The 25,046-nt window shown below is 53.6% G+C and carries 19 protein-coding genes; 1 reads left to right on the forward strand and 18 read right to left on the reverse strand.

The genetic code is table 11. The features are described from left to right. Window positions 1-167 precede the first annotated feature (167 nt). From RJP21_RS22290 to RJP21_RS22370, 17 genes are all read right to left on the reverse strand, one after another. On the reverse strand, window positions 168-1,013 hold the full coding sequence (locus tag RJP21_RS22290) for a carbohydrate ABC transporter permease (RefSeq protein WP_397386261.1): 846 nt from the start codon (window positions 1,011-1,013) through the stop codon (window positions 168-170). A 49-nt stretch (window positions 1,014-1,062) separates the two neighbouring features. Beyond that, complete coding sequence (locus tag RJP21_RS22295; protein WP_310861259.1) at window positions 1,063-1,944, reverse strand: carbohydrate ABC transporter permease; 882 nt, start codon at window positions 1,942-1,944, stop codon at window positions 1,063-1,065. A 102-nt stretch (window positions 1,945-2,046) separates the two neighbouring features. After that, a complete protein-coding gene (locus RJP21_RS22300; RefSeq protein ID WP_310861260.1) occupies window positions 2,047-3,372 on the reverse strand; it encodes an extracellular solute-binding protein in 1,326 nt (441 codons plus the stop codon). A 110-nt stretch (window positions 3,373-3,482) separates the two neighbouring features. After that, the gene (locus tag RJP21_RS22305) at window positions 3,483-4,271 is read right to left on the reverse strand and encodes a response regulator (RefSeq protein ID WP_160040622.1); all 789 of its coding nucleotides are present in this window, start codon (window positions 4,269-4,271) and stop codon (window positions 3,483-3,485) included. Beyond that, window positions 4,268-5,965, reverse strand: coding sequence for a cache domain-containing sensor histidine kinase (locus tag RJP21_RS22310; RefSeq protein WP_397386262.1), 1,698 nt, complete (start codon window positions 5,963-5,965; stop codon window positions 4,268-4,270). Before RJP21_RS22310 ends, RJP21_RS22305 begins: the two co-directional genes overlap by 4 nt. A gap of 343 nt (window positions 5,966-6,308) precedes the next feature. Then, window positions 6,309-7,322 (reverse strand): endo-1,4-beta-xylanase, encoded by a 1,014-nt coding sequence (locus RJP21_RS22315; protein ID WP_310861261.1) that lies wholly within the window; start codon window positions 7,320-7,322, stop codon window positions 6,309-6,311. A 19-nt stretch (window positions 7,323-7,341) separates the two neighbouring features. Continuing rightward, window positions 7,342-8,301 (reverse strand): carbohydrate ABC transporter permease, encoded by a 960-nt coding sequence (locus RJP21_RS22320; RefSeq protein WP_310861262.1) that lies wholly within the window; start codon window positions 8,299-8,301, stop codon window positions 7,342-7,344. Between the two features lie 2 nt (window positions 8,302-8,303). Next, the gene (locus RJP21_RS22325) at window positions 8,304-9,269 is read right to left on the reverse strand and encodes an ABC transporter permease (protein ID WP_310861356.1); all 966 of its coding nucleotides are present in this window, start codon (window positions 9,267-9,269) and stop codon (window positions 8,304-8,306) included. A gap of 84 nt (window positions 9,270-9,353) precedes the next feature. After that, window positions 9,354-11,051, reverse strand: a complete 1,698-nt coding sequence (locus RJP21_RS22330; protein ID WP_310861263.1) for an ABC transporter substrate-binding protein — start codon at window positions 11,049-11,051, stop codon at window positions 9,354-9,356. 125 nt (window positions 11,052-11,176) lie between these two features. Beyond that, the gene (locus RJP21_RS22335; protein ID WP_310861264.1) at window positions 11,177-12,718 is read right to left on the reverse strand and encodes a response regulator transcription factor; all 1,542 of its coding nucleotides are present in this window, start codon (window positions 12,716-12,718) and stop codon (window positions 11,177-11,179) included. Window positions 12,719-12,720: 2 nt separating this feature from the next. Next, window positions 12,721-14,538, reverse strand: a complete 1,818-nt coding sequence (locus RJP21_RS22340) for a sensor histidine kinase (RefSeq protein ID WP_310861265.1) — start codon at window positions 14,536-14,538, stop codon at window positions 12,721-12,723. A gap of 15 nt (window positions 14,539-14,553) precedes the next feature. Beyond that, window positions 14,554-16,101 (reverse strand): response regulator transcription factor, encoded by a 1,548-nt coding sequence (locus RJP21_RS22345; RefSeq protein ID WP_310861266.1) that lies wholly within the window; start codon window positions 16,099-16,101, stop codon window positions 14,554-14,556. 467 nt (window positions 16,102-16,568) lie between these two features. Continuing rightward, entirely contained in the window at window positions 16,569-18,299 is a 1,731-nt protein-coding gene (locus RJP21_RS22350) for an ABC transporter ATP-binding protein (protein WP_310861267.1), read from the reverse strand. 201 nt (window positions 18,300-18,500) lie between these two features. Continuing rightward, complete coding sequence (locus RJP21_RS22355; RefSeq protein ID WP_310861268.1) at window positions 18,501-19,364, reverse strand: RNA polymerase sigma-70 factor; 864 nt, start codon at window positions 19,362-19,364, stop codon at window positions 18,501-18,503. Continuing rightward, window positions 19,333-20,643: a phytoene desaturase family protein gene (locus RJP21_RS22360; RefSeq protein WP_310861269.1), complete on the reverse strand. Its 1,311-nt coding sequence runs from the start codon at window positions 20,641-20,643 to the stop codon at window positions 19,333-19,335. Before RJP21_RS22360 ends, RJP21_RS22355 begins: the two co-directional genes overlap by 32 nt. Window positions 20,644-20,772: 129 nt before the next feature. After that, window positions 20,773-21,531, reverse strand: a complete 759-nt coding sequence (locus RJP21_RS22365) for an arylamine N-acetyltransferase family protein (protein ID WP_310861270.1) — start codon at window positions 21,529-21,531, stop codon at window positions 20,773-20,775. A 136-nt stretch (window positions 21,532-21,667) separates the two neighbouring features. Continuing rightward, the gene (locus RJP21_RS22370; protein WP_310861271.1) at window positions 21,668-23,152 is read right to left on the reverse strand and encodes an alpha-N-arabinofuranosidase; all 1,485 of its coding nucleotides are present in this window, start codon (window positions 23,150-23,152) and stop codon (window positions 21,668-21,670) included. Window positions 23,153-23,278: 126 nt separating this feature from the next. On the opposite strand from RJP21_RS22370, the gene RJP21_RS22375 reads away from it, so the two are divergent. Continuing rightward, a complete protein-coding gene (locus tag RJP21_RS22375; protein WP_310861272.1) occupies window positions 23,279-24,058 on the forward strand; it encodes a helix-turn-helix domain-containing protein in 780 nt (259 codons plus the stop codon). Window positions 24,059-24,065: 7 nt separating this feature from the next. On the opposite strand, the gene RJP21_RS22380 is transcribed toward RJP21_RS22375, so the two are convergent. Next, window positions 24,066-24,917, reverse strand: coding sequence for a helix-turn-helix transcriptional regulator (locus RJP21_RS22380; protein WP_310861273.1), 852 nt, complete (start codon window positions 24,915-24,917; stop codon window positions 24,066-24,068). Window positions 24,918-25,046 lie beyond the last annotated feature (129 nt).

A 25,046-nucleotide genomic window follows, 5' to 3' on the forward strand; every position in this document is an offset into this window, starting at 1 on the left:
TTGCTTGGCACATCCTCGGTCCCCCTTTACCGCCAGTCCTCCGTTATATACAATTAAATCCCTTCCACGTGTTATTGGAAGGGACTTTTTATGCAAGCCGTCTGCCGGCAGCATAAAAGCTTGCCCGAAGACTATAACCAATCTTCGCGGCAAGCTTTTGCTTCTGTTTAACCTTTCACCGAACCGGCGGCGATGCCTTCCACGATCCGATCGCTCAGGAACAGGAACATGATCAGGATCGGCAAAATGCTGATCATCAGCGTCGCCCCGATCGAACCCCAGTCGGTCGTGTACTGGCCGATAAAGTTTTGCACCCCGACCGTCAGCGTCTTGTACGAATCCGAGCTGATAAACGTATTGACGAAAATAAATTCATTCCAATTGTAAATCATGTTGATGATGCCCGTTGTGGCGATAACCGAGCTGGTCATCGGCAGCACGATCCGGAAAAACAAGCGGTTGACGGAGCAGCCGTCCATCACCCCCGCCTCCTCCACCTCCCTCGGCAGCGCGTAATAAAAGCCGAGCATAATCATGATCGTGATCGGCATATTAAACGCCACATAGGACAAAATCAGCGACAGCGGATTGTTCGTCAGCCCGGCCTTGTTGAACATGCTGAACAGCGGGATCAGCGTCGAATGGACGGGGATCATCATCGCCACCATGAACAGACCGAGCACAAGGGAGCTTCCCTTCCATTTCATCCGCGTCATGGCAAACGTCGCCAGGCTGCCCAGCATGATCGTCAACGCCGACGCGGCGATCGTGATCCAGACGCTGTTCAGAAAATATACGCTGATGTTGCCCGCGCTCCATACCTTTTCGTAGTTCTCCCAGCGGAAATGGGTCGGGAGCGAAAGCGGCGGCAGGTTGAACACTTCCTGGTTGTTTTTCAATGAGAAAAAGAACAGCCAGACGAGCGGCAGCAGCTGCAGGGCGGCAACGGCCGTCAAAACGATGTACAGGACGCCGTAACCGATTTTTTTGCCCGTCTTGGACTTCGGCGACATCTGCCGGGCAGGCGGCAACAAAGCTTCGGACGTCATATAGCGGCCCTCCTTAAGAATATTGGATCGTATCTTTTGTGGCGGTGAGCTTGCGGATGACCCAGGTCACGATGAGGCAGATCACCAGCAGAAAAAAGCCGATCGCGCTGCCGTATCCGAAATCGTAAGCCCGGAACGCCGTATGGTACATGTAGGACGCCATCACTTCGCTGGAGCCGTTTGGCCCGCCGTCGGTCATGACGTAGATCAGGTCGAAATATTTCAAGGAACCGACCGCCGCCAGCACGATCGTCACCTTGATGACTTCCATCGCAAGCGGCAGCTTGATTCTCCAGGCAATCTGCCAGGAGTTCGCCCCGTCGATTTTCGCCGCCTCCTCGAGCGAGGACGGGATGTTTTTGAGCGCGGCGTAATAGATCAAAATATAGAAACCCGCATACTGCCACAAAATCGGAACGAAGAGGGCGAACAACACCAGCTTCGGCTCCGACAGCCATGCAGGGGGATTGGCGAAACCAAGCGATTCCAGCACGCTGTTCACGATGCCGTTCGACGGATGGTAAATCCGCAGCCACAGCTGGGCGATGGCGACCGAGGACAGCAGCATCGGAATCAAATAAATTTTCCGGAACAGATTGGCGCCTTTGATCCGGGTTGCAAGCACAATCGCAATCGCCAGGTAAATAAGCAAGCTTGCGCAGGAAAAAACGGCAAGCAGCAGGGAATGCCAGGCGCTGTTCCAGAAGGTCCGGTCCGAAAGCAAAGCCGCGTAATTATCGAGCCCGATAAACTTCATCTTGCCGATCCCGTTCCACTGGTTTAATCCATAATAAGCGGTCAGCACGATCGGAATATAAACGATAGCCAGAATAAGCAGCAGCGCAGGCAGTACGTACAGGGCAATCATTTTTTTGTTGGACATCACTTTGTCCATCGTCTCCCACTCCTTTCATGATCAAGGCTTCCGGGAAAAACTTATCCGGCCTGGCGGCCGGATAAAGTGCATTTCTGCGTTTTCCCGTCTTTTCAGATCTCGTCAGTTGCCCTTCGCAATCGCCTTGTCATGCTCTTCCGAGAATTGTTCAGGGGAGACGGCTTTGCCGAACAGCGCCTGAATATTGTTCAGATGCGTCTCGGCAGCGTTGGCCGGCATCTGTACATCGGCAAACAGGGTGATGCTGCTCGCTTTGTTCATTTCGTTAAAGAGGTCAATGTACAATTGCGGCAAATCGAGGGAAGACGTATCCACCTTGGTCGCCGGAATGACGCCCGCGCCGGTGACCGATTGCTCGCCCCATTTTTTCACGAAATACTCGACGAACGCTTTTGCTTCCTCTTTCACTTCGGAATTTTGGGACACGAACAAACCAACGCCCGGTCCGCCTACCCAGCTGTCGATATTGCCTTTGCCGCCTTCCACCGTCGGGAATTTGAAGAAGCCGACGTTGTCGCGGAATTCTTTCGGAATGTCTTCATTGGTCGTATAGTTCGGCAGCTCCCACGTGCCCATCAAGTACATGGCCGCTTTGCCGTTCAAAAATTCGGATTTGCCTTCCTCGTTGGACAATCCGTTAAAGCCCTTGATAAACGCATTGCTGTCTACCAGCGACTGCACTTCTTTCGCGGCTTGCACCAGGCCGGGATCCTTGAACGAGCCGGAACCTGCGATCGCGTCCGCAAGCGTTTTTTGTCCGGCGATGCGATCGGCCAGGTACATGTACCAGAGCGAACCGGTCCAGCGGTCTTTGTTGCCGAGGGCAATCGGAGCGATGCCGTTGTCGGAAAGCGTTTTCGATAGCGCCTTAAATTGTTCGTAGGTTTGCGGGACTTCGAGGTTGTATTTCTTGAAAATCGCTTTGTTGTAATAAATCGGCGCAATGTTGAACTCGAGCGGAAGCGCGTACGTTTTTCCGTCGATGGCGTAAGCTTCGGTCGTGCCGGCCACGAATTTATCCTTCAGCTCGCCGCCCAGCAGGTCGTCCAGCGGAGCAAACAGGTTGCCTTCCACGTATGGCTTCAGGAAACCGGCCGCCCAGGTGACGCCGACGTCCGGCAGCTCGTTGGAAGCGGACAGCACCTTCAGCTTGTTTTTGTACTGCTCGTTGTCGAGCACCTCCTGCTTGATCGTGACGTTCGGATGCTCTTTTTGATAGTCGCCAATGATTTGGTTCACGATTTTGTTTTGCCCGGCGGATACGCCTTCAGGCCATAAATGCATAAACTTGATCGTTACTTTTTCGCCGGCTTTGTCGCCGCCTTCGGACGAGGATGCGCTTGAACCTCCATCCTTTTGGCCGCAGCCGGCCGCAAACAACGCCACGCACAGCGTCAACAGCAGAACGCCCCATTTTTTACCGAACATCTTTCACAGCCCCTTTTCTCATTATCTGCATCGGTTGCAACCGCTTACCTAAAGTGTATCAGCGTGTCGGCTAAGCCGTAAGGTCAGAGAGATTGGGACTCATACCACTTTTATTGGATTTTCGCGTCCTGATCCAGCCACTGCTGACGATATTGCCCCGGGCTCACGCCTTCCAGGTCCCGGAATACCTTCACGAAATATTTGGGCGTCTGATATCCGGCATGCTCCGCCACTTCGGCGATGGAAAGCCGCGTGCCGGTCAGCAGCTCCTTTGCCCGCTGCACTCTCCTTCTCGTGACGTAGTCGCTGAACGTAAGGCCCGTCTGCTCCTTGAAATGAACGCTGAAATAACTGGCATTCATGTGCAGATGTTCGGCCGTTTCGCGCAAGGATACCGACTCCGCCAAATGCTCGTCGATATAGAGCAGCGCTTTTTGAACCTGAGGGCTATAAACCTTCTCTTCCCGAACCGTTTCCAGCAGCTTCGGATCCACCAGCTTCTGCATCCGTTCGATCTTATCGTTCAACTGCTCCCGCTGCAGCGCCGTTTCCACCGCCTGTACCAGCTTCGTTTTGTCCAGCGGCTTCAGCAAATAATCGACGACCCCGAATTTCAACGCCGTGCGCGCGTATTCAAAGTCGGAATGGCCCGAAATAATAATGACGACCGGAGGATGGGGCATGCGGCCGATCCGTTCCACCAGTTCAAGCCCGTTGATCTCCGGCATCCGGATGTCGGTCACCAGCAGGCTCGCTTCATGGCTCTCCAGCCAAGACAGCGCCTCCCCTCCGCTCGCGGCGATTTCGATCCGGTAACGACCCGAAGACCACATCTCCAACGTTTTGCGTATGCCTTCCCTTGTCCGCGGCTCATCGTCTACAACAAGAATGTTTTTCATTGGGATCTCCCCTTTCCGTCATCAGGTATTTCCAAGGAAACGACCGTGCCTTTCCCTTCCTGGCTGCGAATGACAAGTCCTTCCGCTATATCCGCATAATACAGCCGGAGGCGCCGCTCCACGTTAACGATGCCGACGCCTTTCCCTTTGGAGGAACTCATGTAGCCTTCGCGCATCGCTTCGTAAATCGAGGATATTTTCTCGGGAGACATTCCCGGGCCGTCATCCGTTACGGTGATGCGCGTGTACCCCGCCCGCTCCGACGGCTGCACCTGCAGCACGACCATGCCCGGACCGGTGCGCTGCTCGACGCCGTGCAAAATGGCGTTTTCGACGAGCGGCTGAATAAGCAGCTTCGGCAGCGGAACGTAGCGGCAGGCCTCATCGGCTTCAATACGCCAAGAAAGCCGGTCAAGCATACGCATTTTCATGATCGTCAAATACCTGCCGGCATGATCGAGCTCGTCCCCGATCGTCACCCATTCCTCGTCATCGGACCGGTTAATGACATACCGGAACAAGCCGGACATAGCTACGACGATTTGGGCCAGCTCTTCCTCGCCTTGCTCCTCCAGCGCCCAATAGAACGCTTCCAACGTATTGAACAAAAAATGGGGATTGATTTGCGCCTGCAGCGCTTTCAATTCCGTCCGGCTTTGAATAATTTCTTTCTGGTATACGACCTCGATCAGCTCGTTGAGGGAATCCACCATCTGGTTATACGTATTGTTCAGCTCCTGCAGCTCCATCGTGGAGGATGCGATCGTATTGCGCTTCAAATTGCCGAACCTCGACCCCCGCATCGCCTTGATCAGATTCAGAATCGGCCGGGTAATCATCGTCGACAGCGTGAAGCTTAAAATCAGGAAAAGCAGCGCCCCGGCAAGGCCGGATACGATAATGACCGTGCGCAGCACCGAAATGCCTTCGGTCGTATAATTGACGGGCGTCAAAATGACGAGGTCCCAGCCGGTCTTTTTGGACTGCCTTTCGACGGCGATGTAAGCTTTGCCGCCCAGCTCAATCGTCTCCCCGTCATGATGGAGCACCTGCTTGGATAGAATGGCCGGTCCGAAGCTCGAAAAGATTTTTCTGCCGGCTTCATCGAACAACCCCATCGTCTCCTGGGTTTCCGTGGCGGAGCGGATATCCGAAAGCGCAAAATAACTTTTGTCGATCCGGACAAGCACATATCCGCCATGGGCGAAAGACTGATCCATCAGCCTGACCTGCCGGATGGCGACAACCGTATCGGGATCCAGCGGATCGAGGCCGAGCCAAACCAGCTTGCCCCCGTTTTGGTCCACCCTTTGAATCCACGTGCTCGATACCCGGTCGGTCAGTTCGAGATCGTACAAAGGCACAAGGCTCCGATAGTCCGTCGTATAGAGTTCCAGGGACCGGATGCCCGTCGTGTAAGCCTCGTATTTGCGCACCTCCTGCTGCAGCGATTGGCGCATGGCGAAGCTGACCCGCTCCCCGAGCACCTCCCTGCCCAGCAGCGACTGGATCGTCGCATCGGTCGCCACCTGCGTCGTCAGCATGTCGATCTGCTGCAGCAGCGCGTCCAGCTGCCCGGCGGCCTGCACCGCGGTCTGCTGAATATGCTTCTGGGCGTTGTTGCGCAGCAGCACCGAAACCCGATCGAACATAAAAAATCCGACAAGCGCCAAAATGATGCACATGACCAGCATGAATCCAAGAAAGATTTGGTTGCGCAGCGTGTTCCTTTTCCCCAAATGAATCAACAACTGACTTCTCCCCCTTGAAGATCCCGTGTCTGCCTGCATTGTACACCAAAAATGCGCCGGATGACGAGTCCGTGATCCCGGGCCGCGCTGCGAAGCGGCACTGCTATATGCTCCCGGACAACCGGTATTTGGCCTGCAGGCCGACCTGCTTCGAACGGCCATCCCAAACCAATGGAAAAAGCGCTCCACGAAAGAGCGCTTCTCCCATCTGCTTTTATCATCCCTTCGGGCCCTCCCCTGCTGCCGCCGGGACCACCGGCCAATTTCAATGGCGAAGCGCTGGAATTTACATTTCCGCAAGTTGCGCCACGCGGTAATAGGCCGGTTTCGGAAGATGCCGTTCATCGAATAGGAACGGCCAATTTTTCCTGCCGCGCACCGGAAAATCGTCCAGCCACGTATAGTCGTCCGCCGCGCCCCAGAACGTCACGGAACTGACCGTCCCGCGGTATTCCTTGAGCAGCCGGAACACCGCTTCGTACACCTCGGCCTGCCTTTCCAGCATGCCGGGTTCGGGTTCGAGCAGGTCCGTCCGCCGGTCGTCAAAACGGAAAACCGAGACGTCCAGCTCCGTCAGCTGCAGCTCCAACCCCAGGGAAGCATACTTCTCGATCGCCGCGCGGATATCGTCAAGCGACGGGTCGAAAATGTTCCAGTGCGCCTGCAGGCCGATGCCGTGGATCGGAACGCCCTGATCCAGCAGCGACTTGACCAAGGCGTAGATTTTGTCGCGTTTATGCGGATGGGATTCATTATAGTCGTTGTAGAACAACCGGGCGGTTGGATCTGCTTCATGCGCAAATTCGAACGCCTTGGCGATAAAGTCGGGACCTGCGATTTCCAGCCATTTCGACGGCCGGAGCAGTTCGTCGCCTTCGTCGGCGACCGCTTCATTCACGACATCCCAGGCGTAAATATCTTCCTTGTACCGTCCGACAACGGTTTCAATATGGGAGCGAAGCCGCTCCAGCAGCAATCCTTTGCCGACGGGGCGTCCGTCCGCCTCCTGAAACAGCCAGTCGCTGGTTTGGTTGTGCCACACCAGCGTATGTCCCCGCACAGCCATGCCGTGCCGGCGCGCAAAATCGACGATTGTGTCGGACTCGCCAAAGGCGTAAACGTCCTCCGACGGATGAATATTCTCGAATTTCATCTCGTTTTCGTCCGTCAAGCTGTTAAAATGCCGCGTCAGCACGTTCTCTTGCGTCCGAATCGTGCCGGAACTGACCGCCGCGCCGATCTTGAAGTCGTCTGTAAACAAGTCTTTTAGCGCCGCCTCGGCCGTTTTCGGTTGATTCATAAACTTCTCCCCCTTGCCCTTATTCTTTTACGCTTCCCACATTCAGTCCGACAACGAAATATTTTTGCATAAACGGATAGACGAGCAGTATCGGCACGGAAGCCACGATCGTAACCGCCGCCCGGATCGACAGCGGCGTCACCATCGAAACGGCCGCGTCCTGCGTCATGCCCGCCCCGTTGGCCACCGCCGGGTTGCTGTTGGCGTTCATGCTGGAAGACAGCAGCTTCATCAGCTCGTATTGCAGCGTGCTGAGCTCTTGCCGCGACGAGGTGAACAGGAAGGCGTCAAACCATGAGTTCCACGCGCCTACGGCGACAAACAGGGCGATGGTGGCGAGCACCGGTTTGCACAGCGGAAAAATAATCCGCCAAAAAACTTTGAAATCCCCCGCTCCGTCGATTTTCGCCGACTCCACCAAGCTTTCCGGGATCGTGCCGATATACGTCCGGATAACGATCATATTAAACGCGCTGATCATCGACGGAACGACGTAGACCCAGAACGTGTTGATCAGATGCAGGTCCTTCATCAGGAAATATCCCGGAATCAAACCGGCGTTAAAATACATCGTCAGCACAAAAATGAGCGTGATCGGCTTGCGGAATACATATTCCCTTCGGCTGAGCGTATAGGCGAGCATCGTCGTCAAAAAGATGTTCAGCACGGTGGAAAGCACCGTCCTCGCCACCGAGATCAGGAAAGCGTCGTAAATCGTTCCCGAGGCGAAAACCGCCTTGTAGTTTTGCAGCGTAAACTGCCGCGGCCACAAGTAAAGTCCGCCGCGAATCGTATCGTTTCCCGCATTAAACGAAACGACGATCGTGTTCAGGAAAGGATACAGCGTCACCACGACAAGCGCAATCATGAACAGCGTATTGAATGTATGAAAAAGGATCGGCTCGGTCCGGCTTTTTCCGTTCCGTTTATAGATTGCAGCAGCCGGCGCCGCCCCCGGGGTGATGGTTTGGTTTCCCATGTCTATAACAGCCTCTCTTCCCCTAGTCGTTTGGCAATCCAGTTGGCGAACAGCAGCATCGTGACGCTGACGACGGTTTTGAATATGCCGCCGGCCGTCGCCAACGAATAGTTGCCTTGGGCAATCCCGTATTTCAGCACAAAGATGTCGATCGTTTCCGCCCAATCGACGACAAGCCCGTTGCCCAGCAAATACTGCACCTCAAAACCCGCTTCCAGGATGTGGCCGATCGACATGATCAATAAAATGACGATGGTCGGCTTGATACCCGGAAGCGTGACGTGGAACATTTTCTTGTACCGGCTGGCCCCGTCGATTTCGGCGGCTTCGTACAGCGCCGGATCGATGGAGGACATGGCGGCCAAATAAATGATCGTGTTCCAGCCGACTTCCTTCCAGACGTGGGAAGCGCCGACGACGCCCCAAAAATAATGGCCTTCGCTAAGCCACAGGATCGGCTCCTTAATCAAATGAAGCTTCATCAAAATGTCGTTGACGATGCCGTCCGAAGCCAAGGTTGTCGCCACGATGCCGGTGACGATGACCCAGGACAGAAAATGCGGCAAATAGGAAATGGTCTGTACCGCCCGTTTCCAAACTACTTTTTTGATTTCGTTCAGCAAAAGCGCCAAAACAATCGCCGTCACGAACCCCAATACCAGATTGATGACGCTCATGGCGAGCGTATTGCGCAGTACCCGCAAAAAATTGTCGTCAAGAAACAAAAACTTGAAATGCTTGAATCCCACCCATTTTTGATCCGCAAAATCGAGGGCCGGCTTGTAATCCTGGAAAGCCATCGTCCAGCCCCAGATCGGCACGTAAGAAAACAAGATGATATACGCCAGCAAAGGGACCGACATCCAGATCAACTGCCGCTGGTTTTTGATCAAGGACCAGGTCACCGGCTGCCTTCTCCCTTTTTTCGGTTTGCGGACGAAAGGCTTTTTCGTTAAGGTCTCTTCCATCATTTTTTCTCCCCACCGAGCCTTGGATTTAAGAAAGCGGAAGGCCGCATTGGCGCCTCCCGCCTCCCGCTAGCTTCTGATGCCTTACTTCACCGACCAGTTCTCGATCCGCCATTGAAGAACTTCGTTGATCCGATCCTCGTAAGCTTTAATGTTCAGCTTGTGGATCTCGTTCGTATATTCGGTCCATACGCTGTCAAAATCGGACGGGTTCGCCAAGATCGCCTTCGGCAAAAATTTGGTCGACAAGTCGTTTTGCTTCGTATTGACGATTTTGGCTTCGGAACCTTCCACCAGATCGACGCTCCATGCCGGATAATAGATCGGATTCTCCGGCGCCGGGCTGAAGAAATCGACGTAGCTCTTGAAGCCGTAGGCCTTCAGGAACTTTTTGTCGTATTCTTCGAGGCCTGCCTGGTACTCTTCCGGCTGCGCCGCGCCATCCGTCGCGTTGCCGTCGCTGAAGAAACCTTGCATTTTCGGGCTGAAGCTGTACAGCGTGTCCGCTTTGTTCGCCAGCTTCCAAGTGGCGTCCGTGAATTTGTCGCGCTGCTCCTGCGTTTTCATGAAACGGCCTTTTTCGTTCACGATGTAGTCCTCGCCTTCGATCCCCCAGGAGAGGATCTTCTGCCAATCTTCCTGGATCAGGCGATCCCACAGCTTGAGTATTTTCACCGGATCCTTGGCGTTCACGCTGATGCCGAAGCCGTTGTTCAGGTTCAGCGCCGGGCGGTCCAAATAATAATCCTTCGTGCTCTCGTCGTACACGAGCGGCAGTCCTACATATGTTCTTTCGTGCTTTTTCTGCGTAATCAGGGCGTTTTCGGCATTTTGGAAATTCCAATGCTGGTCGAACATGCCCAGCACCGTTCCGCTGGAAATTTTGGCAAGGTACTGATCGAAGTTTTGCGTGAACGTCTCCTTGTCGATCAGCCCTTGGGTGTTCACCTCGTTCAGCTTTTGATAGTAACGTTTCGCATAGTCCTTGTCCGCGAAAATTTCCGCCTTGCCGTCGTTCACGACCACGCTGCCGTCGTTCGGATGGCCGATCAAATGCTGCGGCGCGTTGAACAACCCCCAGTTTTTCCAGTCGTAGTTCAAAATTTCGAATCCGATCGTCGGCTTGCCGTCGATGTTCGGATGTTTTTCTTTATACTTGGCGATCAGGTCGAAATATTCGTCAAGCGTCTTGACCTTCGGATATCCGGCTTCCTCGAGCACCGCCTTTTGAATCCAGAACGCCGGCCCGGAATACCATGTGGAGCTCACTTCCCCGTTGTAGGCCCCGTAATTCGGTAAAATGTAAATATGTCCGTCATTCGGATCCTTCATCATGTTCCAGTACTTCTCGTAATGTTTTTTCAAATTCGGAGCGTATTTTTCGATGAGGTCTTCCAGCGGAATGTATGCGCCTGCCGCCGTCAATTTCGTATTTCCGGTCATGATGTCCGGGTAATCGGAACCAGCTATCATGACGCCAAGCTTCTGATTGAGGTCGCCGGCCAGAAACTCGAATTTAAAGGTCGCGCCGAGCTCGTCTTTAATCTTTTTGTAAATTTTGTTGTCCGGCGTCGGCTGCTGGCCGGCTTCGCCGATGAACGCCGTAATTTCAAACGGTTCGACTTTCCCTTCGGCATTGCCTCCCGATGCGGCCTCGCTTCCGGCCTTCGCGTCTCCGGATGTGGCCGTCTTGTCGCTTCCCCCGCATCCCGCCAGAATGAAGCTGAACGACAGCAGCATAACCATGCCGAGCCGGAGCACTGATTTTGACTTGCCCCCCATGTATAGCACCTCCGTTAAAATTTGTCACCTAAGGGATTGGAAGCCCTTACAGGTAACTTATCCTTATTGTAAAATCGCTTTCAAAGCCGAACTATATCGCAATTAAAGCATTACCCCCAAAAAGTTTAGTTTTTGGCTTTGAATTCGTTGGGGCTCATGCCCATTCGTTTTTCGAAATGCTTCAAAAATTGCCCGTAATTGGCGTAGCCGACGCTTTCGGCGATCTCGCTGTTCTTCAGCCTGCCCTCCTTCAGGAGGACTGCGGCTTCTTCAATGCGAAAGTTGTGGACAAGCTCGTTAAAGCCGATCCCGTTCTTTCGAATCAGCAGCTGGCCCAAATAGACCGGATGCAAATAAAACAATTCGGCCAGCTTGCGGATCGTCAGCGGCTCGCGAAAATGGGCGCGGATGTATTCGTTGATCTCCTGAATAATGCCTTGCGATTTGAGCGCCTGCTCGCGGGATAAAAGCTCGATGGCGTCGTTGCCGCAAACCAGCAGGCAGTCCATCAGGTCGCCGAGATGGATGACGGCCTCCGACAGCCCCAACAAAAACGGGTAGTACTCATCCAAAACCCGTTTGCTCCGTTCATCGCCCAGTTCGCTCAAGTGATCCATCATTTGATACATCAGATGAATGACGGTATTTTTCACGGTTTCCGGCTCAACCATCGCTTGGCGAAAGCTTTCGGCCGCAGACGCCACGGCTTCGCAAAAACCTGCGGCATCCAAGACGTTTAACGCCCCCGTCATGCGATCGATCAGCCGAACCTGGTCGTAATGGTACTGACAGGACCGGGCCTGCACCGATTCATATTTACGGATACGGCCGTAGCCGGAATCGTAAAAATTGTAGCGAATCGCTTCCTTGGCGGTTTGAAGGCATCTCTCCAGTTGAGTCAGCGAACGGGCTTCCAAACCCGTGGACATAAAAACCCGATACGGAGAGTACGCTTCCGACAGCTGCTCAAGGACCTGCAGCGATTCATTTTCCGCCCCTTTCGAAGGCGTGACCCCGTACACGATGCCGAAGCTGTGCGTGCCGATGTCGACGAGATACATCGCTTCCCGGTCCCGCAGCACGGCTGCCGCGATCTCGCGCATCCGCGCATAGACCGGCGGATCGCACTGCACCAGGCAAAAGTTCCATGCCTCCTTTGCTGCGGACAAGCGGCCGAGCACGTCCAGCTCGTCTGAAGACAAAGGCTCGTTCAGCGCCGCCTTTTTGACCAAGGTCACCGTTTCTTCACGCGCGGCGATTCGGGTGATGCGCTGTTTTTCGCGTTCGCGGCACAACTCCCGGTAGGCGGCTTCCAGCTCTTTTTCGGCCTCCTCCTGGTCCACCGGCTTCAGCAAAAAATGGGTGATTCCGTGCCGCATCGCCCGGCGGGCATATTCAAATTCGCTGTACCCGCTGACGATGGCGAACATCACGTTTCGATCCCCTTCTTTTTGCCATGCGTCGATCATTTCAAGTCCGTCGAGCAGCGGCATGTGAATGTCCGTTACGACCAGATCCGGCTTCAGCTCCCGGATTTTGTTCAATCCGTCGGCCCCGTTGCCGGAGGTGCCGCAAACGTCGAAGCCGAGCCGAGCCCAATCGATCCACAGCTGCATGCCCTCCAAGGCGCCGGGTTCGTCATCGATCAGCAGCACTTTGTAGCGCATGTTCATTCCCCCTCGGCGTGTTCGTTTTGTCTGTTCAGCAGTTTCATGGGAATTTCGAATAAAACCAGCGTTCCTTCCTGCCATTTGCTTTGGATATCGAAGCGGACCAAGTCGTTGTAGTAGAGCTCCAGCCGCCGGTAAACGTTGCGGATGCCGATGCTGTTGCCTGAAACGTTTTCGATCTGCACGGCCTTCATGATTTCATTGCGCTTTTCTGCCGTGATCCCTTTGCCGTTATCCGAAACGGACACGCGCAGACGCTCATCCTCGATCCGGGCGCTCACCGTCACGAGCCCTTGCCCGTCGACGGCCTGAATCCCGTGTTTGCAGGCATTTTCAACGAGCGGCTGGATGCTCATTTTCGGAATTTTGTAACCTAAAACCTGTTCATCGACGTCAAAAACGTACTCGAATTTGTCTCTGAATCTAAACTTCTCGATTTTGAGATACATCTCCGTAAACCGAATTTCCTCCTCCAGCGTCACCAGATCCTCCTTCCAGCCGAGCAGCCTGCGCAGCAGCTTGGACAGGCTTTTGATAATGTCCGTCACCTCGGAATATTCGTATTTGGTACAGACGACGAGGATTGCGTTCAGCGTGTTAAACAGGAAATGGGGATTCATCTGGCTCTGGAGAACATTAAGCTCGGCCCGCACCTGTTCCATCTCCAGGCTTTTTTTCTGGATTTCAAGCTTGTACACATTGTTGATGAGCGAATTGATGCGTGATGTCATCATGTTGAAATTGCGGATCAATTCCCCGATTTCGTCCTTGCCTTCATCCATGCGGATCAGCTCGAATTTTTCGTTCGTTACTTTGTGCATATGCCGGGACAGCCTTTTCACGCGATAATTGTAAGAACGAAGCATGATGTAGATGAAGACGGACGTAAATAACGTAACCACCGCCGCCAAAAGCCCGACGGACCACTGCATGTCGCGCATCGCCTGGCTCACCCGCGTTCCCCGGGTCATGCCGACCAGCTTCCAGCCTTTGACGTACTTGGCCGTGCCGATCGAAACGACATGAGCATCCTTGTTTTTTTCGATGCCCGAAAGGTTAAACACGGCGTAAGCGCCGCTGACCTGATTTTGATAGCCGCTGTCCGCCGACATGATGATTTCGTTTTTTTCGTTCACCAGATAAAGGTTCAAATAATCCCGTTCCCGGATGATCACGTCATAAATTTTCCGAAGGTCGATATCGATGCGCAGCAGCTTTTCGAACCGGTCGTAATAATTGTAATAATCCATTTTTTCGATCACGCTCAAGTAAGGGGCGATCACGGACGGATTTGTCTCATCGGCCGCGCGGTAGGCAGCAACGAGGACCGGTTCGTTCGAATGTTCCCACAGCTTGTACCATTCGCTGTTTTTCACCTGGCCATTGATGATTTGGTAGTTTCCTCCCGACACGATGGTCGGATTATCCGTATATATGCCGATCCGCAAAATTTGGTTGTTTACCGGAATGTAGCTGCTTACCCGATTGCGGAGCTGCTCGTCAAACGTTTCGTAAAAATCAAGCGGATTGGCGTACGTTCGGTCCAGCATCTCGTAAAGCGCTTTGTCCGTTTTCAGGGCATGGCTGACCGCCACGCCTCCGTCCACGAAATCGTGTATGTCCTTTCGGGCCCGCTCCAGCGACACCTCCAAGTTCTGCTCCTCCCGCTGCTTGATCAGTTCGGACATCCGGTCCATGAAAATCAGATGAATCACGGCGATGGGCAAAAGAACGCCAAGCAAATAAATCAAAATGAACTTGAAATTGATCGGAATGTCGTTGACGATTTTTCGGAGTCTGAATGTTTTTGTTCGCATGCGTGCACCATCCTGCTATTCTTCCGCCGGCCGGTTTTCCCATTGATGCTTGTAAACCGAGGGCAGCATTCCCGTATGGCTTTTGAACTTGCTGATAAAATAATCCGTTTTCGGGTATCCGACCTTCAGCGCCACCTCGGAGATTTTGATCTGCGTGCGCTTCAGCAGCTTTTTCGCTTCTTCGATCCGTCTTTCGTTCACGTATTCGTTAAACGGCTTGCCTGTCGTTTTCTTGAACAATTGTCCCAAATACGTCGCGTTCATGTGGAATTGCCTGGACAAATCCCGCAGCTGCAGCTTCGTGTGAAATTCCCGGTCCACAAATTGGATGACGTGAAAAATCGTATTATTTTCGTTTTGTTTGGCAAGAAGCGAAAGATCGGCCAAAGCCTTCAGGCAAAGGCCGCAAACGTACGATTGCAAAGCCGAATATTGCTTGATTTCGCCAAGGCTCCCGTGACGTTCCCGGATGCGTGCCATCCATGCGCCGGGATCCCCGTTCATCTCCGCAACCCGCCGGCAAAACGTCAGCTCCAGGTCCGCGATGCGGGCTTTGGCGAGCTCGATATCCGGCAGCCCCGAGGCCAATGAGGCCATCAGTTCCTCGACCTGACAATCGATCGTCCCCGAATGACCGGCGCAAACGCTGTCGATAAGCCGCTTGATTTTTTGGTCGGCGTCCGCGCGGTGATCCGGCGTTTTTTTGCACCAGCTGTAAAAAAACAGCCCCTCCTTGCCCTGGCAGCGTTTGGACTTGCTTACCTCCAGCGACTGCAGATAAAGGGGACGGATGGAACCCATGCCGCGAAGCGGATCGCTTAACGCGATGATCACGGGACGGATCAGGCTTCCGGACAAATCCCGGTGCATCGCAAGCCCGATCTCCTCAAGACGATCCGAAGAACATTCATCCGTCGGCACGAAAACGCCGACTCGTCCCGCACTGTCCTGAAAAGACCGATCCGTGACGTCCGGAAAATAAGCTTGGATCCGCTCCCGCAAATTTGCCGATCCGATGTCCGTCTCCACCAGCAAGCATCGGAGTTCGGCATCGCCTTTCAAGTTCATCGCTTCCGCGGCCTGCCGCTCAAGCCCTTCGCCGCGTTCGCCCTGGATCAGCCTGTTGACAAGATTGTTCAAAAAAAAGGAGCGCATCCGGCGTTCCGCCAGCCGCTCTGCGGACTCGGCCCGGATCGATGCGCCGACCCGTTCCAGAATCGTTTCGAACTCTTCCTCGTCGATCGGCTTCAGCAAATATTCCGCCACCTTGTGCTTCATCGCGGTCAGAGCATAGTCAAAATGATCGTAACCGCTCAAGATGACGAATTTCGGAGGACGTTTCATCGTCTTCCTGGACTGCTCCACAAGCTCCAACCCGCTTAACGCGGGCATGTGAATATCCGTGACCACCAGCTCGGGCTGAAGCCGCTGGATGATGTTCAGCGCTTCGATGCCGCTGTGCGCCTCCGCGCATACTTGAAACCCGAAGTTTCCCCAATTGACCATCGTGCGCAGCCCTTCCAGAACCCACGGTTCGTCGTCGACCAACAGCACATTCATCATTTCACCAATTCACTCCCCGGACGTGCTTTTTTCGTGGATTTTCAAAATTACGCATGCATGAAAGCGTCTTAATCTTTATGCTACCAAACTTGCCGCAGTCCTGAAAATACCAAGCGAATGCAGCGCAGGCAGCCCCGTTTCTGCCGAAGCTGCCGCAAACCTTTCATTTACACAACTAGACGTTGTCTTTATAGACCGGGATTTGACCGGATGAATCGAGGCCGCAGATCAACTGCAGGCCGTACTCTTGATGGTGGATCTATCGATTCCGGCCAGCGCAAGCGATAAATCGGCGCGCCACCCGGACCAGAAGAAAAAGCGCTTCCATTTCCAATTATAAAAAAAAAGCCCTCCGAAACGACTGCGCAAACTAAAGGTGTTATCCCGAAAATTTTAGATTTTGCAAAAAAAGAGAGCTGTCCTTCATGCATGCCGCTTCCAACGGCTGCCGGACAACCCCCGATATTCTAGAACTGCTTGGCGTACAACTTCGCATACATGCCGTCAAAGGACATCAGCTCGTCATGGGTCCCCTGTTCCGCGATGCCGTCCTCCGTCAAGACGACGATTCGCTGCGCTTCGCGGATGGTGGAAAGCCGGTGGGCGATCACGATCGTCGTACGTCCTTGAGCCAGCGATTCGAGCGATTGTTTTACGACGCTTTCGCTTTCGTTGTCCAGCGCGCTTGTCGCTTCGTCCATAATGACGATCGGCGGATTTTTCAAAAACACGCGGGCGATGCTCAGCCGCTGCTTTTGCCCGCCCGAAAGCTTGACCCCGCGCTGCCCGATCTCGGAATGATATCCATGGGGCAAGCCCATGATAAACCCGTGCGCATTCGCTTTGACCGCTGCCGCGACGACGTCCTCATCCGCGGCCTCCGGATTTCCGTACCGGATGTTGTCCATGACCGTTCCGGCAAACAGATAAACGTCCTGCTGAACGACGCCGACGTTTTTCCGGAGCGATTCCAGATCGAGATCGCGGACGTCGATTCCGTCCACCCTCACTTCGCCTTCGGTGACATCGTAAAAACGGGGGATCAGCGAACAAAACGTCGTTTTTCCCGCGCCGGAAGGCCCCACCAGTGCAACGTATTCTCCGGGATGGATGCGCAGCGACAAATTTTTCAACACCTGCCGGGTATGTCCTTCGTAATGGAACGAAACCTGCCTGAACTCGATCTCTCCTTCCACGCTCGCGAGCAGGGCGGCATCCGGTTTGCTCGCAATGGACGGCTTCAAATTGATGATTTCCATGAACCGCTGAAATCCCGTGACTCCTTCCTGCAGCTGCGTGCTCATATGCGTCATCCGCTGGATCGGTTCGATCATGTAACCGATATAGAGCAAAAACGTGATCAAGTCCGATAAATCAAGCGTATGGCGGACGATGTGAGCGCTCCCCAAAATAACGACCGTAATCGTGATCAGTTGGAGCAGCATCTCGAAGCTGTTGTAAAAAATCGCTTCCGCTTTATACGTCCCCTTCCGGCTGCCAAGAAACCGGGCGTTTTCGCGTTCGAATTTTTCGATTTCCATCCGCTCGCCGGTGAACGACTGAACGACGCGGATCCCCGACAAACTGTCCTCTACCTGGGCGTTGACGTCCGAAATCCGTTCTTTGTTTTTCATTAACGCCTTGTTCAGCATTTTGTTGAAGTAGAGGGCAAAAAAGACGAGCACCGGAAAGAAGCACAACACCGCAATCGTTAATGGCGGATGGATAAAAAACAAAATGGCAAGCGCTCCGAAAAAACGGGAAAGCGAACGGACGTAATCCTCGGGCCCGTGATGATAAAGCTCGGAAAGCAGCAGCAGGTCGTTCGTGATCCGGGACATCAGCCTGCCCGTTTTCTCCTTGTCGTAAAAATCGAAGGACAGCTTTTGCATATGGGCGAACAGCTCGCTGCGCAAGTCGCTTTCCATGCGGGCCCCGACCTCATGTCCCTTGTAATCGACGAAATAGCTCCCGAGGTTCTGAAGGGCCGCCAACACAAGCATCAGTCCGCCGACCCAATACACCTTTCCAAGAGCCGCGGATAAATCTCCTTCCAGCACCTGCTTTGTGATATAACGAACAAGCAGCGGAAAGATCAGGGTGATGGCGGATACGAGCAGCGCGCAGGCCAGTACGGACATAAACAGCCCTTTATAAGGCTTGTAATAAGATAAAAACTTTTTGATTGGAAAACGCATATTTTACCCCTTTATACGGTTTTGGACGCGCATGCAAGGGGGGTTGCCGTTTAGGCGTTAAGCGACAGTTCCGCCCTTGTATGCCGGGATCACTGCAACCGTCGTTTTTTTCATGATTACTTCCTCCCTTTTCGTTATTGTTTTTATTATATTCGAACCATGACCGCAGATCGGGTAAAAGATATTTAAATTTGTTCTTTCCTACACATGCCGCAATTTATCCGGATTGCACATGTTGTAAATGGTTTCGATCCGGCCTTGTTTAAAAGCGAAAGAATAAATATACTGCACCCCGTCTTCCATTCGTACCCGGACCCCCGGCAATCCATTGACGTTCAGAAAGGAAAGATCGTATTTCCCTTCATACATGGCAAGCAGATTACGGAAAAACCCGGTGACCCGCTCGAATCCAACGACCGGAATGCGCGCGGCCGTTACTTTTCCTCCGCCGTCGGAATAAAGAACGACGTTTTCGCTGAGCAGCTCCAGCAATTTCCCGGTATTCCCCTGCATCAAGGAGTTTACGAACGCTTTGATCCGCTCCTCCGCCACGTGGACCGCGGGAACCGATTCGGGATCGAAATGAATGCCGGCTTTGGCCCGGCGGTAAATTTGACGGCAGTTTGCGACGCTTTTTCCGACCATATCGGCGATTTCGTCATACGAATAATGGAAAATTTCCCGCAGCAGGAAAACAGCCCTTTCCACCGCGTTCAGCTGCTGCAGCAGCAAAAGATACGCCGTCGAGATCGACTCCCGCTGCAAATAGGCGGCGGAAGGTTCCTCTTCCGCCCCCGCCCGGCCGATCAATGGTTCCGGAAGCCACTGGCCGACGTAAAGCTCCCGTTTTTTGGCCGATGAACGCAGCAGGTCCAAACACCGATTGGTTACGATTTTGTATAAAAACGCCCTTTCATTGCGAACGGAGCCGGGATCGGGCAGCTGATCGTACGCAAGAAAAGCTTCCTGCACGATATCCTCCGCATCCATGACGCTCCCCAGCATCCGGTAAGCCAATGAAAAAAGCTCGCTTTTATAAATTCGATACAGCGCCTCCGTACTCATCTTCAGGGATTCCCTCCGTTTCTGTGCGGGCCAAAATATGCTGCACGGCCCGTTTGGCGCTTGCCGTCGCGGCGTCCACCAGCAGTTCGCCGTGCGACGCCCAATCTCCTGCCACGTACAACCCCTCAATTTCGGGCACGGCAGGACCCGGGTTTTCCTTGCGCTTGATATGCATAAAATCATGGAACACCGTGATCTTCGGAAGATATTGTTTGGCCACCAGTTCGTTTCGCCAGCCCGGCTGCACCAAGTCGAGCGTCTGTTCAAGCTCAAGCAAATCCTGTCTGGCATTCGTTTCCTCTCCCTGGTACTTCAACAGCGAAATCACTTGGGACCCGTCTTCGCTTAAGTAAGCCGCGCGCGATTGATTGGATAAAAAGACGGTTTGATCGATGCCGTACACAAATTGCTGCTTCGGTTTGGGCAGGCGCCGCAAAGCCACGTCCAGACAGGCGGCCGTAACCGGAATCGCTTGTTCCTTCCATGTATGGAGCGCGGTGCTCTCGGCCCGGGGAACCAGGCGGTACGCCTCTTCAAGCGGAGCCGCGATAATGATGCTGCGCGCTTCGATTTTCATTCCGTTATCGCATAAAACATGGTTCACCTTGCCTTGGTCATGGCCGATCGAAACCGCTTTGTTGTCCGTCAGGCAAGCAACGCCCAAGCGGGAGGCCAATTGCCTTAATTCCTCCACCGTTTCGCCCCAGCCCCGATCCAAATAGAGCACGCCTCTCAAAGCGTTTTTGAGCTGCCTTAGCGCCGGACCTGCAGCTTGCAGATCGGGGGCGGCCACATAACTTGCCGTGCGCAGCAGGGAATAAAAAATATGCCGGACCATCGGGTCTTTAATCTGGCCTTCGATCCATTCGCGGAGGCTGACCCGATCATAAAGACGGGTATCCAGATTTCCGAATTTCGCCAGCCAGGCGGCAAACTCCATTTTCCCCTTCCAGGACACCAGCGGGGTGGCCAACAACGACCGGACGTTCGTCGGCAGTGTCTTTAATGTTCCTTTCCATATCCCGTAAGCGTCGATCGACGGTTTGTTGCCCTGCAAACTTAATCCAAACTCCCGAAACGTTTCCCACGCATCACCGAAATACAAGGCATGCCCGCCCAAATTGAAATACACTCCGTTTTTTTGGTTGGTGATCGCCCGGCCCCCCATCCGCTCCTGCTTCTCGATGAGCACCGTTTGTTTGCCGGCTTTGGCCGCATAGATTGCAGCCGTCAAACCCGCGATGCCTCCACCTACAATCGCCACGTCCGCTTTTTTCATCCGAAAATCCTCCCTTTCCGTTTGGTTACCCGTATGACGGAGAGGGGGGCCGAAACGTGACAAGAAAAAATAACTTTTTTCGGATAACGCAAAAAGCCCTTATATAACCAAGGGCCCTTGCACAACCGCTTAAATTGAAATGGTAATGCCGAAGCAATCTTTGAGCACGTGTTTGATCTCATCCGGCGATGTCAGGAGAGTTTCATTTTTCCGGCCGTTCTCGGTAATGATCAGCTTTTCGCCGGATAAAGTGATCCTTCCGTCTTCCGCAGCCAAAGAAACGATCGCTTTTTTCGTAAAATGCGATTTCGGCGACTGCTGCTGATATTTGCACATCTCATGGAAATCGTCCAGCCGGCGCGGAAGGTTTGTAAACGCAAACTCGCTTACCCATTGATTCCCCAAAAATTTTTGAAAGAAAAAACCGTCCGATTCATCCGGATTCTTCCGGATCCGATACGTGCCGCTGACATCGCTGACTTCTTCCCCGGACATCGGCAGGGGCGATCGGACGGAATCGCCGAATCCGACATCAACGACGTAATCCTGATCCAAATGAACAAGGATCAACATATGATCAAATTCGGGCCCGTATGTATGGTCTTCGGCAGCGACCCGACCGGAGAGCATCTCTGCTTCGTAACCAAGCTCCTGAAGGAGCCGATAAAACAGTCCGTTCAGCTCATAACAGAAGCCTCCCCGGCGGTTATGGACGATTTTGGCAAACATCGAATCCGGATCAAGCGTAATTTCCGTTTTGTTCATCACGTCCAGGTTTTCAAAAGGAACGGTGAACATATGCTGTTGCTGCAGCCGGGTCAGGAAACCCAGGTTAGGAGACGACACGCCTTCGATCCCGATCCGTCGCAAGTACGCTTGTACGTCCATGATATTCCCCCCTCTCAACCAAAAACTGAAATGAAATGGTCCATAGAGGAAGTATATCAGTATTTTTGCAGCTTTTGTGGGGCATTTTGCATTCATCCTTAGCGGAGAAAGACCCGTGTCTCTTGCCGCTCTTCCTCTACGCCAGCTCGATGACCGTAACGGATTTTGACGGCAGCTCCAGCACAAGGCGCGAATCCTCCAGCTTATAGGCATGGAACGGCTGCGGCGCGATCCGCTCCGGCTGATCGAACGTGTTATGCGCATCCAAGTTGTCGGAGGTGAGCGTCGAGCCCGTCATTGCGGGCGCGGATGTTCCTAAGCCGCGGAGGTCTATGCTTACGGACGACGAAGACGCATGGTTCAGGTTGCACAAACTGATATGAATGCGTCCGTTCGCATCCCGGGAAGCGGAAGCCGATACTTCCGGAATTTCCCGGCCAAAAGCGCTGTAGGTGCCGGACGACAGGTTCAGGTCCAGCAGCTCCGCATCCTGATGCACCTTGTACATATCGAATACGTGATAGGTAGGCGTCAGCACCATTTTTTCGCCTTCCGTCAAAATGACGGCTTGCAGCACGTTGACGGTCTGGGCGATGTTGGCCATGCGCACCCGGTCGCAATGCCGGTTGAAAATGTTCAGCGTAAGCCCCGCGACAAGCGCATCCCGCAGCGAGTTTTGCTGATACAAAAATCCCGGGTTCGTTCCGGGCTCCACGTCGAACCAGGTTCCCCATTCGTCCACGATCAAACCGACGCGTTTTTCGGGATCGTATTTGTCCATGATGGCGCTGTGCCTCGTAATCAGCTCCTCCATGTGCAGCGCTTTTTCCATCGTCACGAACCAGTCCTGCTCGTTGAAGCCGGTAGCCGGCCCTTTATGCGCCCAATCCCAAGGAACCGTATAATAATGCAGCGTGATGGAATCCATGTACCGGGCAGCCTCGCGCATCACCACGTCCATCCAGTTGTAGTCGCCGGCGTTCGGGCCGCAGGCGATGCGGTGGATCCGGTTGTCCCCATAATTGCGGACATACGTCTGGTAACGGCGGTACAGATCTGCGTAATATTCCGGCCGCATGTTGCCGCCGCAGCCCCAGTTTTCGTTACCGACGCCGAAATAGGCGACCGACCAAGGCTCGTTACGGCCATTTTCCGCTCGCAGCGCCGACATCGGGGACTCCCCGCCGAAGGTCAGGTATTCCACCCATTCCGACATTTCCTGCACGGTACCGCTTCCAACATTGCCGTTGATGTAAGGCTCGCAGCCCAGTTGGGCGCATAATTCCATGAATTCATGCGTGCCGAAATGGTTGTTTTCCACGACGCCGCCCCAGTGGGTGTTGATCATCCGCTTGCGGTTTTCCCGCTTCCCGATGCCGTCCTTCCAATGGTATTCGTCGGCAAAACATCCCCCCGGCCAGCGGAGCACGGGAATGCGGATCCGTTTCAGCGCTTCAACCACGTCGTTCCGGATGCCGTTCGTGTTCGCGATAGGCGAGTCTTCGCCAACCCAAATGCCTTCATAAATGCATCTGCCCAGATGCTCGGAAAAATGCCCGTAAATATTTTTGTTGATCTGTCCTCTGACGATGTCCGTGTTTAATACGCCGTTTTGCACCATCGTTTTCTCCTCCCGTTTCGTCATTGAATGGATTCACTCAAAGTATAGGAGCTTGATTTCCCCGGAACAATGAATTAAACTGCCCATTAACTGACCTATCGTGCTTTATCGTAAGGAGGGAAGGACATGATCCGCGTCATCGGTTGCGGTCACAATTACGTCCATCAGGAAGGCATTATGATCGAACGCCCGTCCGGAGCGGGCAATTACGCTTTCGTTTTTTTCCGGAGCCATGCGGAGATCACCGTTCACGGCAGGCGCTTGTCTGCGGCCAAAAACTCCTATGTTTTGTTTCGCCCCTTCACCCCGCATGCATACCGCCACGTCGAGAAGCCGTTTGTCAACGACTGGTTCCACTGTGAAGGCCCTGAAATGGAAGCGCTTTTAGAACAGCTTGGTTTCGCCTGCGACGAACCCGTGAAAGCGGCTTTCCCCGCTTCCCTGACAAGGAGCATCATGGAGCTGCAGCACGTGAACCGGCTCGGCGGCCCGCTCCGCGACGACATCGTGGATCTGGATCTCCGCAGCCTGCTCCTGAAGCTCAGCAACTGGCAGCGGCTGCCTCCCTTGCCCGAAAAAACCGAAAGGCATTACCGGCAGCTCCTGGAAATCCGCAACGAATTGTACAGTTCCCCGCAAACGGCGTATTCGGTAGACCAGCTGGCCGCCAAAGTCAACCTCAGCAAATCCTATTTTCAGCATGTCTACAAGGAGCTGTTCGGATGTTCCGTCTCGGCCGACATGATCAACGGACGGCTGGAGCAAGCAAAATATTTGCTCGACAACAGCTCCCTTTCCGTCGGCGCCATCGCCAAAATATGCGGTTACGAAAACGACACCCATTTCATGCGGCAGTTCAAAAAATTCGTCGGGGAGACGCCCAGCGGCTACAAAAAACGGCCGTAACGCTCCCTTATTCGTAAAACAGCAACCGGTTGGCGTACGCATTGCGGTAATCCGTCGGCGTCAAGCCGGTGATTTTTTTGAAGCTTTTCATAAACTGCTGGCTGTCCGGGTATCCGAGCTGGGCCGCGATCTCGCTGACGTTATGGTTCGTGTCGGTCAAAAGCGATTTGGCCGCCTCCATTTTTTCCTGCAGCATGTACTGCTTCAAGGAAATGCCCGCGATGCCGGAAAACAACGTGGACAAATATTTCGCATTGTAACCGAAGTCCTCCGCAAGCCGGGCGACTTTCAGGTTTTCGTGGCGGTGCCATTTAATATAATCGACGAGGTCGTTGTAAAGCTGCCGCTGCTTCAGCTTCCGGCCGGCTTGGTTGCGGACGTAAAACAGCTGGTTGAACAACTCGCACAGGATCGTCGTGGCCATATAGCTGCCCAGCGTGAGTTCCCTGTAGCTCCGAACCGAATCCTGCAGCTGTTTCATCAGCACGATAAGCTTATCGGGGCTGCGCAGCGCGCCGGTTGCGGGAACGACGATCCTTCCCTGCTCATAGCGGTACTCCTCCAGATCCTGCAAAAGCTCCCATCCGCCCGGCGCCGTAAAATGAAGCCAATAAAAGCTGCAGTCGGACTTCGCGTATCCATATTGGCGCACACCGGGAGGCATCAGCAGGAAATCCCCTTCCTTCAGTTCGTAACGCTCCCCATCGGCGGCGATATACAGGCTTCCACGGGTTTGGATAAACAGCTCGAAATCCATTAACGTCCGCTGCATATGCATCCATTCCGGAGACGGAGCGACGAATTTGCCGGTCATGTTCAGCGTCAGCGGCGCATCCACCCTAAACTGATAATATTTCATCAAACTCCCCGTACCTTTCAAACTTTTTAACACCTTAACAAAAATAGAATATCAAAATAACCCCTTTTAAACGATGGATTTTTTCAGCATGTTTTTTCTGTCTTTTTCCTTTCTCATAAAATAACTGAT

The sequence above is a fragment of the Paenibacillus sp. VCA1 genome (assembly GCF_031583795.1).
Lineage (GTDB): Bacteria > Bacillota > Bacilli > Paenibacillales > Paenibacillaceae > Paenibacillus_AQ > Paenibacillus_AQ albilobatus.

What these genes read in the sequence shown, in the direction of transcription:
- RJP21_RS22345 (WP_310861266.1), bottom strand. Translation starts at nt 16,101, where the DNA reads ATGATGAATGTGCTGTTGGTCGACGACGAACCGTGGGTTCTGGAAGGG.
- RJP21_RS22295 (WP_310861259.1), bottom strand. Translation starts at nt 1,944, where the DNA reads ATGGACAAAGTGATGTCCAACAAAAAAATGATTGCCCTGTACGTACTG.
- RJP21_RS22380 (WP_310861273.1), bottom strand. Translation starts at nt 24,917, where the DNA reads ATGAAATATTATCAGTTTAGGGTGGATGCGCCGCTGACGCTGAACATG.
- RJP21_RS22335 (WP_310861264.1), bottom strand. Translation starts at nt 12,718, where the DNA reads ATGCGCTACAAAGTGCTGCTGATCGATGACGAACCCGGCGCCTTGGAG.
- RJP21_RS22310 (WP_397386262.1), bottom strand. Translation starts at nt 5,965, where the DNA reads ATGCTGGTCATGTGCATCATTTTGGCGCTTGTCGGATTTTTTATGTTC.
- RJP21_RS22290 (WP_397386261.1), bottom strand. Translation starts at nt 1,013, where the DNA reads ATGTCGCCGAAGTCCAAGACGGGCAAAAAAATCGGTTACGGCGTCCTG.
- RJP21_RS22330 (WP_310861263.1), bottom strand. Translation starts at nt 11,051, where the DNA reads ATGGGGGGCAAGTCAAAATCAGTGCTCCGGCTCGGCATGGTTATGCTG.
- RJP21_RS22305 (WP_160040622.1), bottom strand. Translation starts at nt 4,271, where the DNA reads ATGAAAAACATTCTTGTTGTAGACGATGAGCCGCGGACAAGGGAAGGC.
- RJP21_RS22360 (WP_310861269.1), bottom strand. Translation starts at nt 20,643, where the DNA reads ATGAAAAAAGCGGACGTGGCGATTGTAGGTGGAGGCATCGCGGGTTTG.
- RJP21_RS22375 (WP_310861272.1), top strand. Translation starts at nt 23,279, where the DNA reads ATGATCCGCGTCATCGGTTGCGGTCACAATTACGTCCATCAGGAAGGC.
- RJP21_RS22300 (WP_310861260.1), bottom strand. Translation starts at nt 3,372, where the DNA reads ATGTTCGGTAAAAAATGGGGCGTTCTGCTGTTGACGCTGTGCGTGGCG.
- RJP21_RS22320 (WP_310861262.1), bottom strand. Translation starts at nt 8,301, where the DNA reads ATGGGAAACCAAACCATCACCCCGGGGGCGGCGCCGGCTGCTGCAATC.
- RJP21_RS22355 (WP_310861268.1), bottom strand. Translation starts at nt 19,364, where the DNA reads ATGAGTACGGAGGCGCTGTATCGAATTTATAAAAGCGAGCTTTTTTCA.
- RJP21_RS22350 (WP_310861267.1), bottom strand. Translation starts at nt 18,299, where the DNA reads ATGCGTTTTCCAATCAAAAAGTTTTTATCTTATTACAAGCCTTATAAA.
- RJP21_RS22340 (WP_310861265.1), bottom strand. Translation starts at nt 14,538, where the DNA reads ATGCGAACAAAAACATTCAGACTCCGAAAAATCGTCAACGACATTCCG.
- RJP21_RS22365 (WP_310861270.1), bottom strand. Translation starts at nt 21,531, where the DNA reads ATGGACGTACAAGCGTACTTGCGACGGATCGGGATCGAAGGCGTGTCG.
- RJP21_RS22315 (WP_310861261.1), bottom strand. Translation starts at nt 7,322, where the DNA reads ATGAATCAACCGAAAACGGCCGAGGCGGCGCTAAAAGACTTGTTTACA.
- RJP21_RS22370 (WP_310861271.1), bottom strand. Translation starts at nt 23,152, where the DNA reads ATGGTGCAAAACGGCGTATTAAACACGGACATCGTCAGAGGACAGATC.
- RJP21_RS22325 (WP_310861356.1), bottom strand. Translation starts at nt 9,269, where the DNA reads ATGGAAGAGACCTTAACGAAAAAGCCTTTCGTCCGCAAACCGAAAAAA.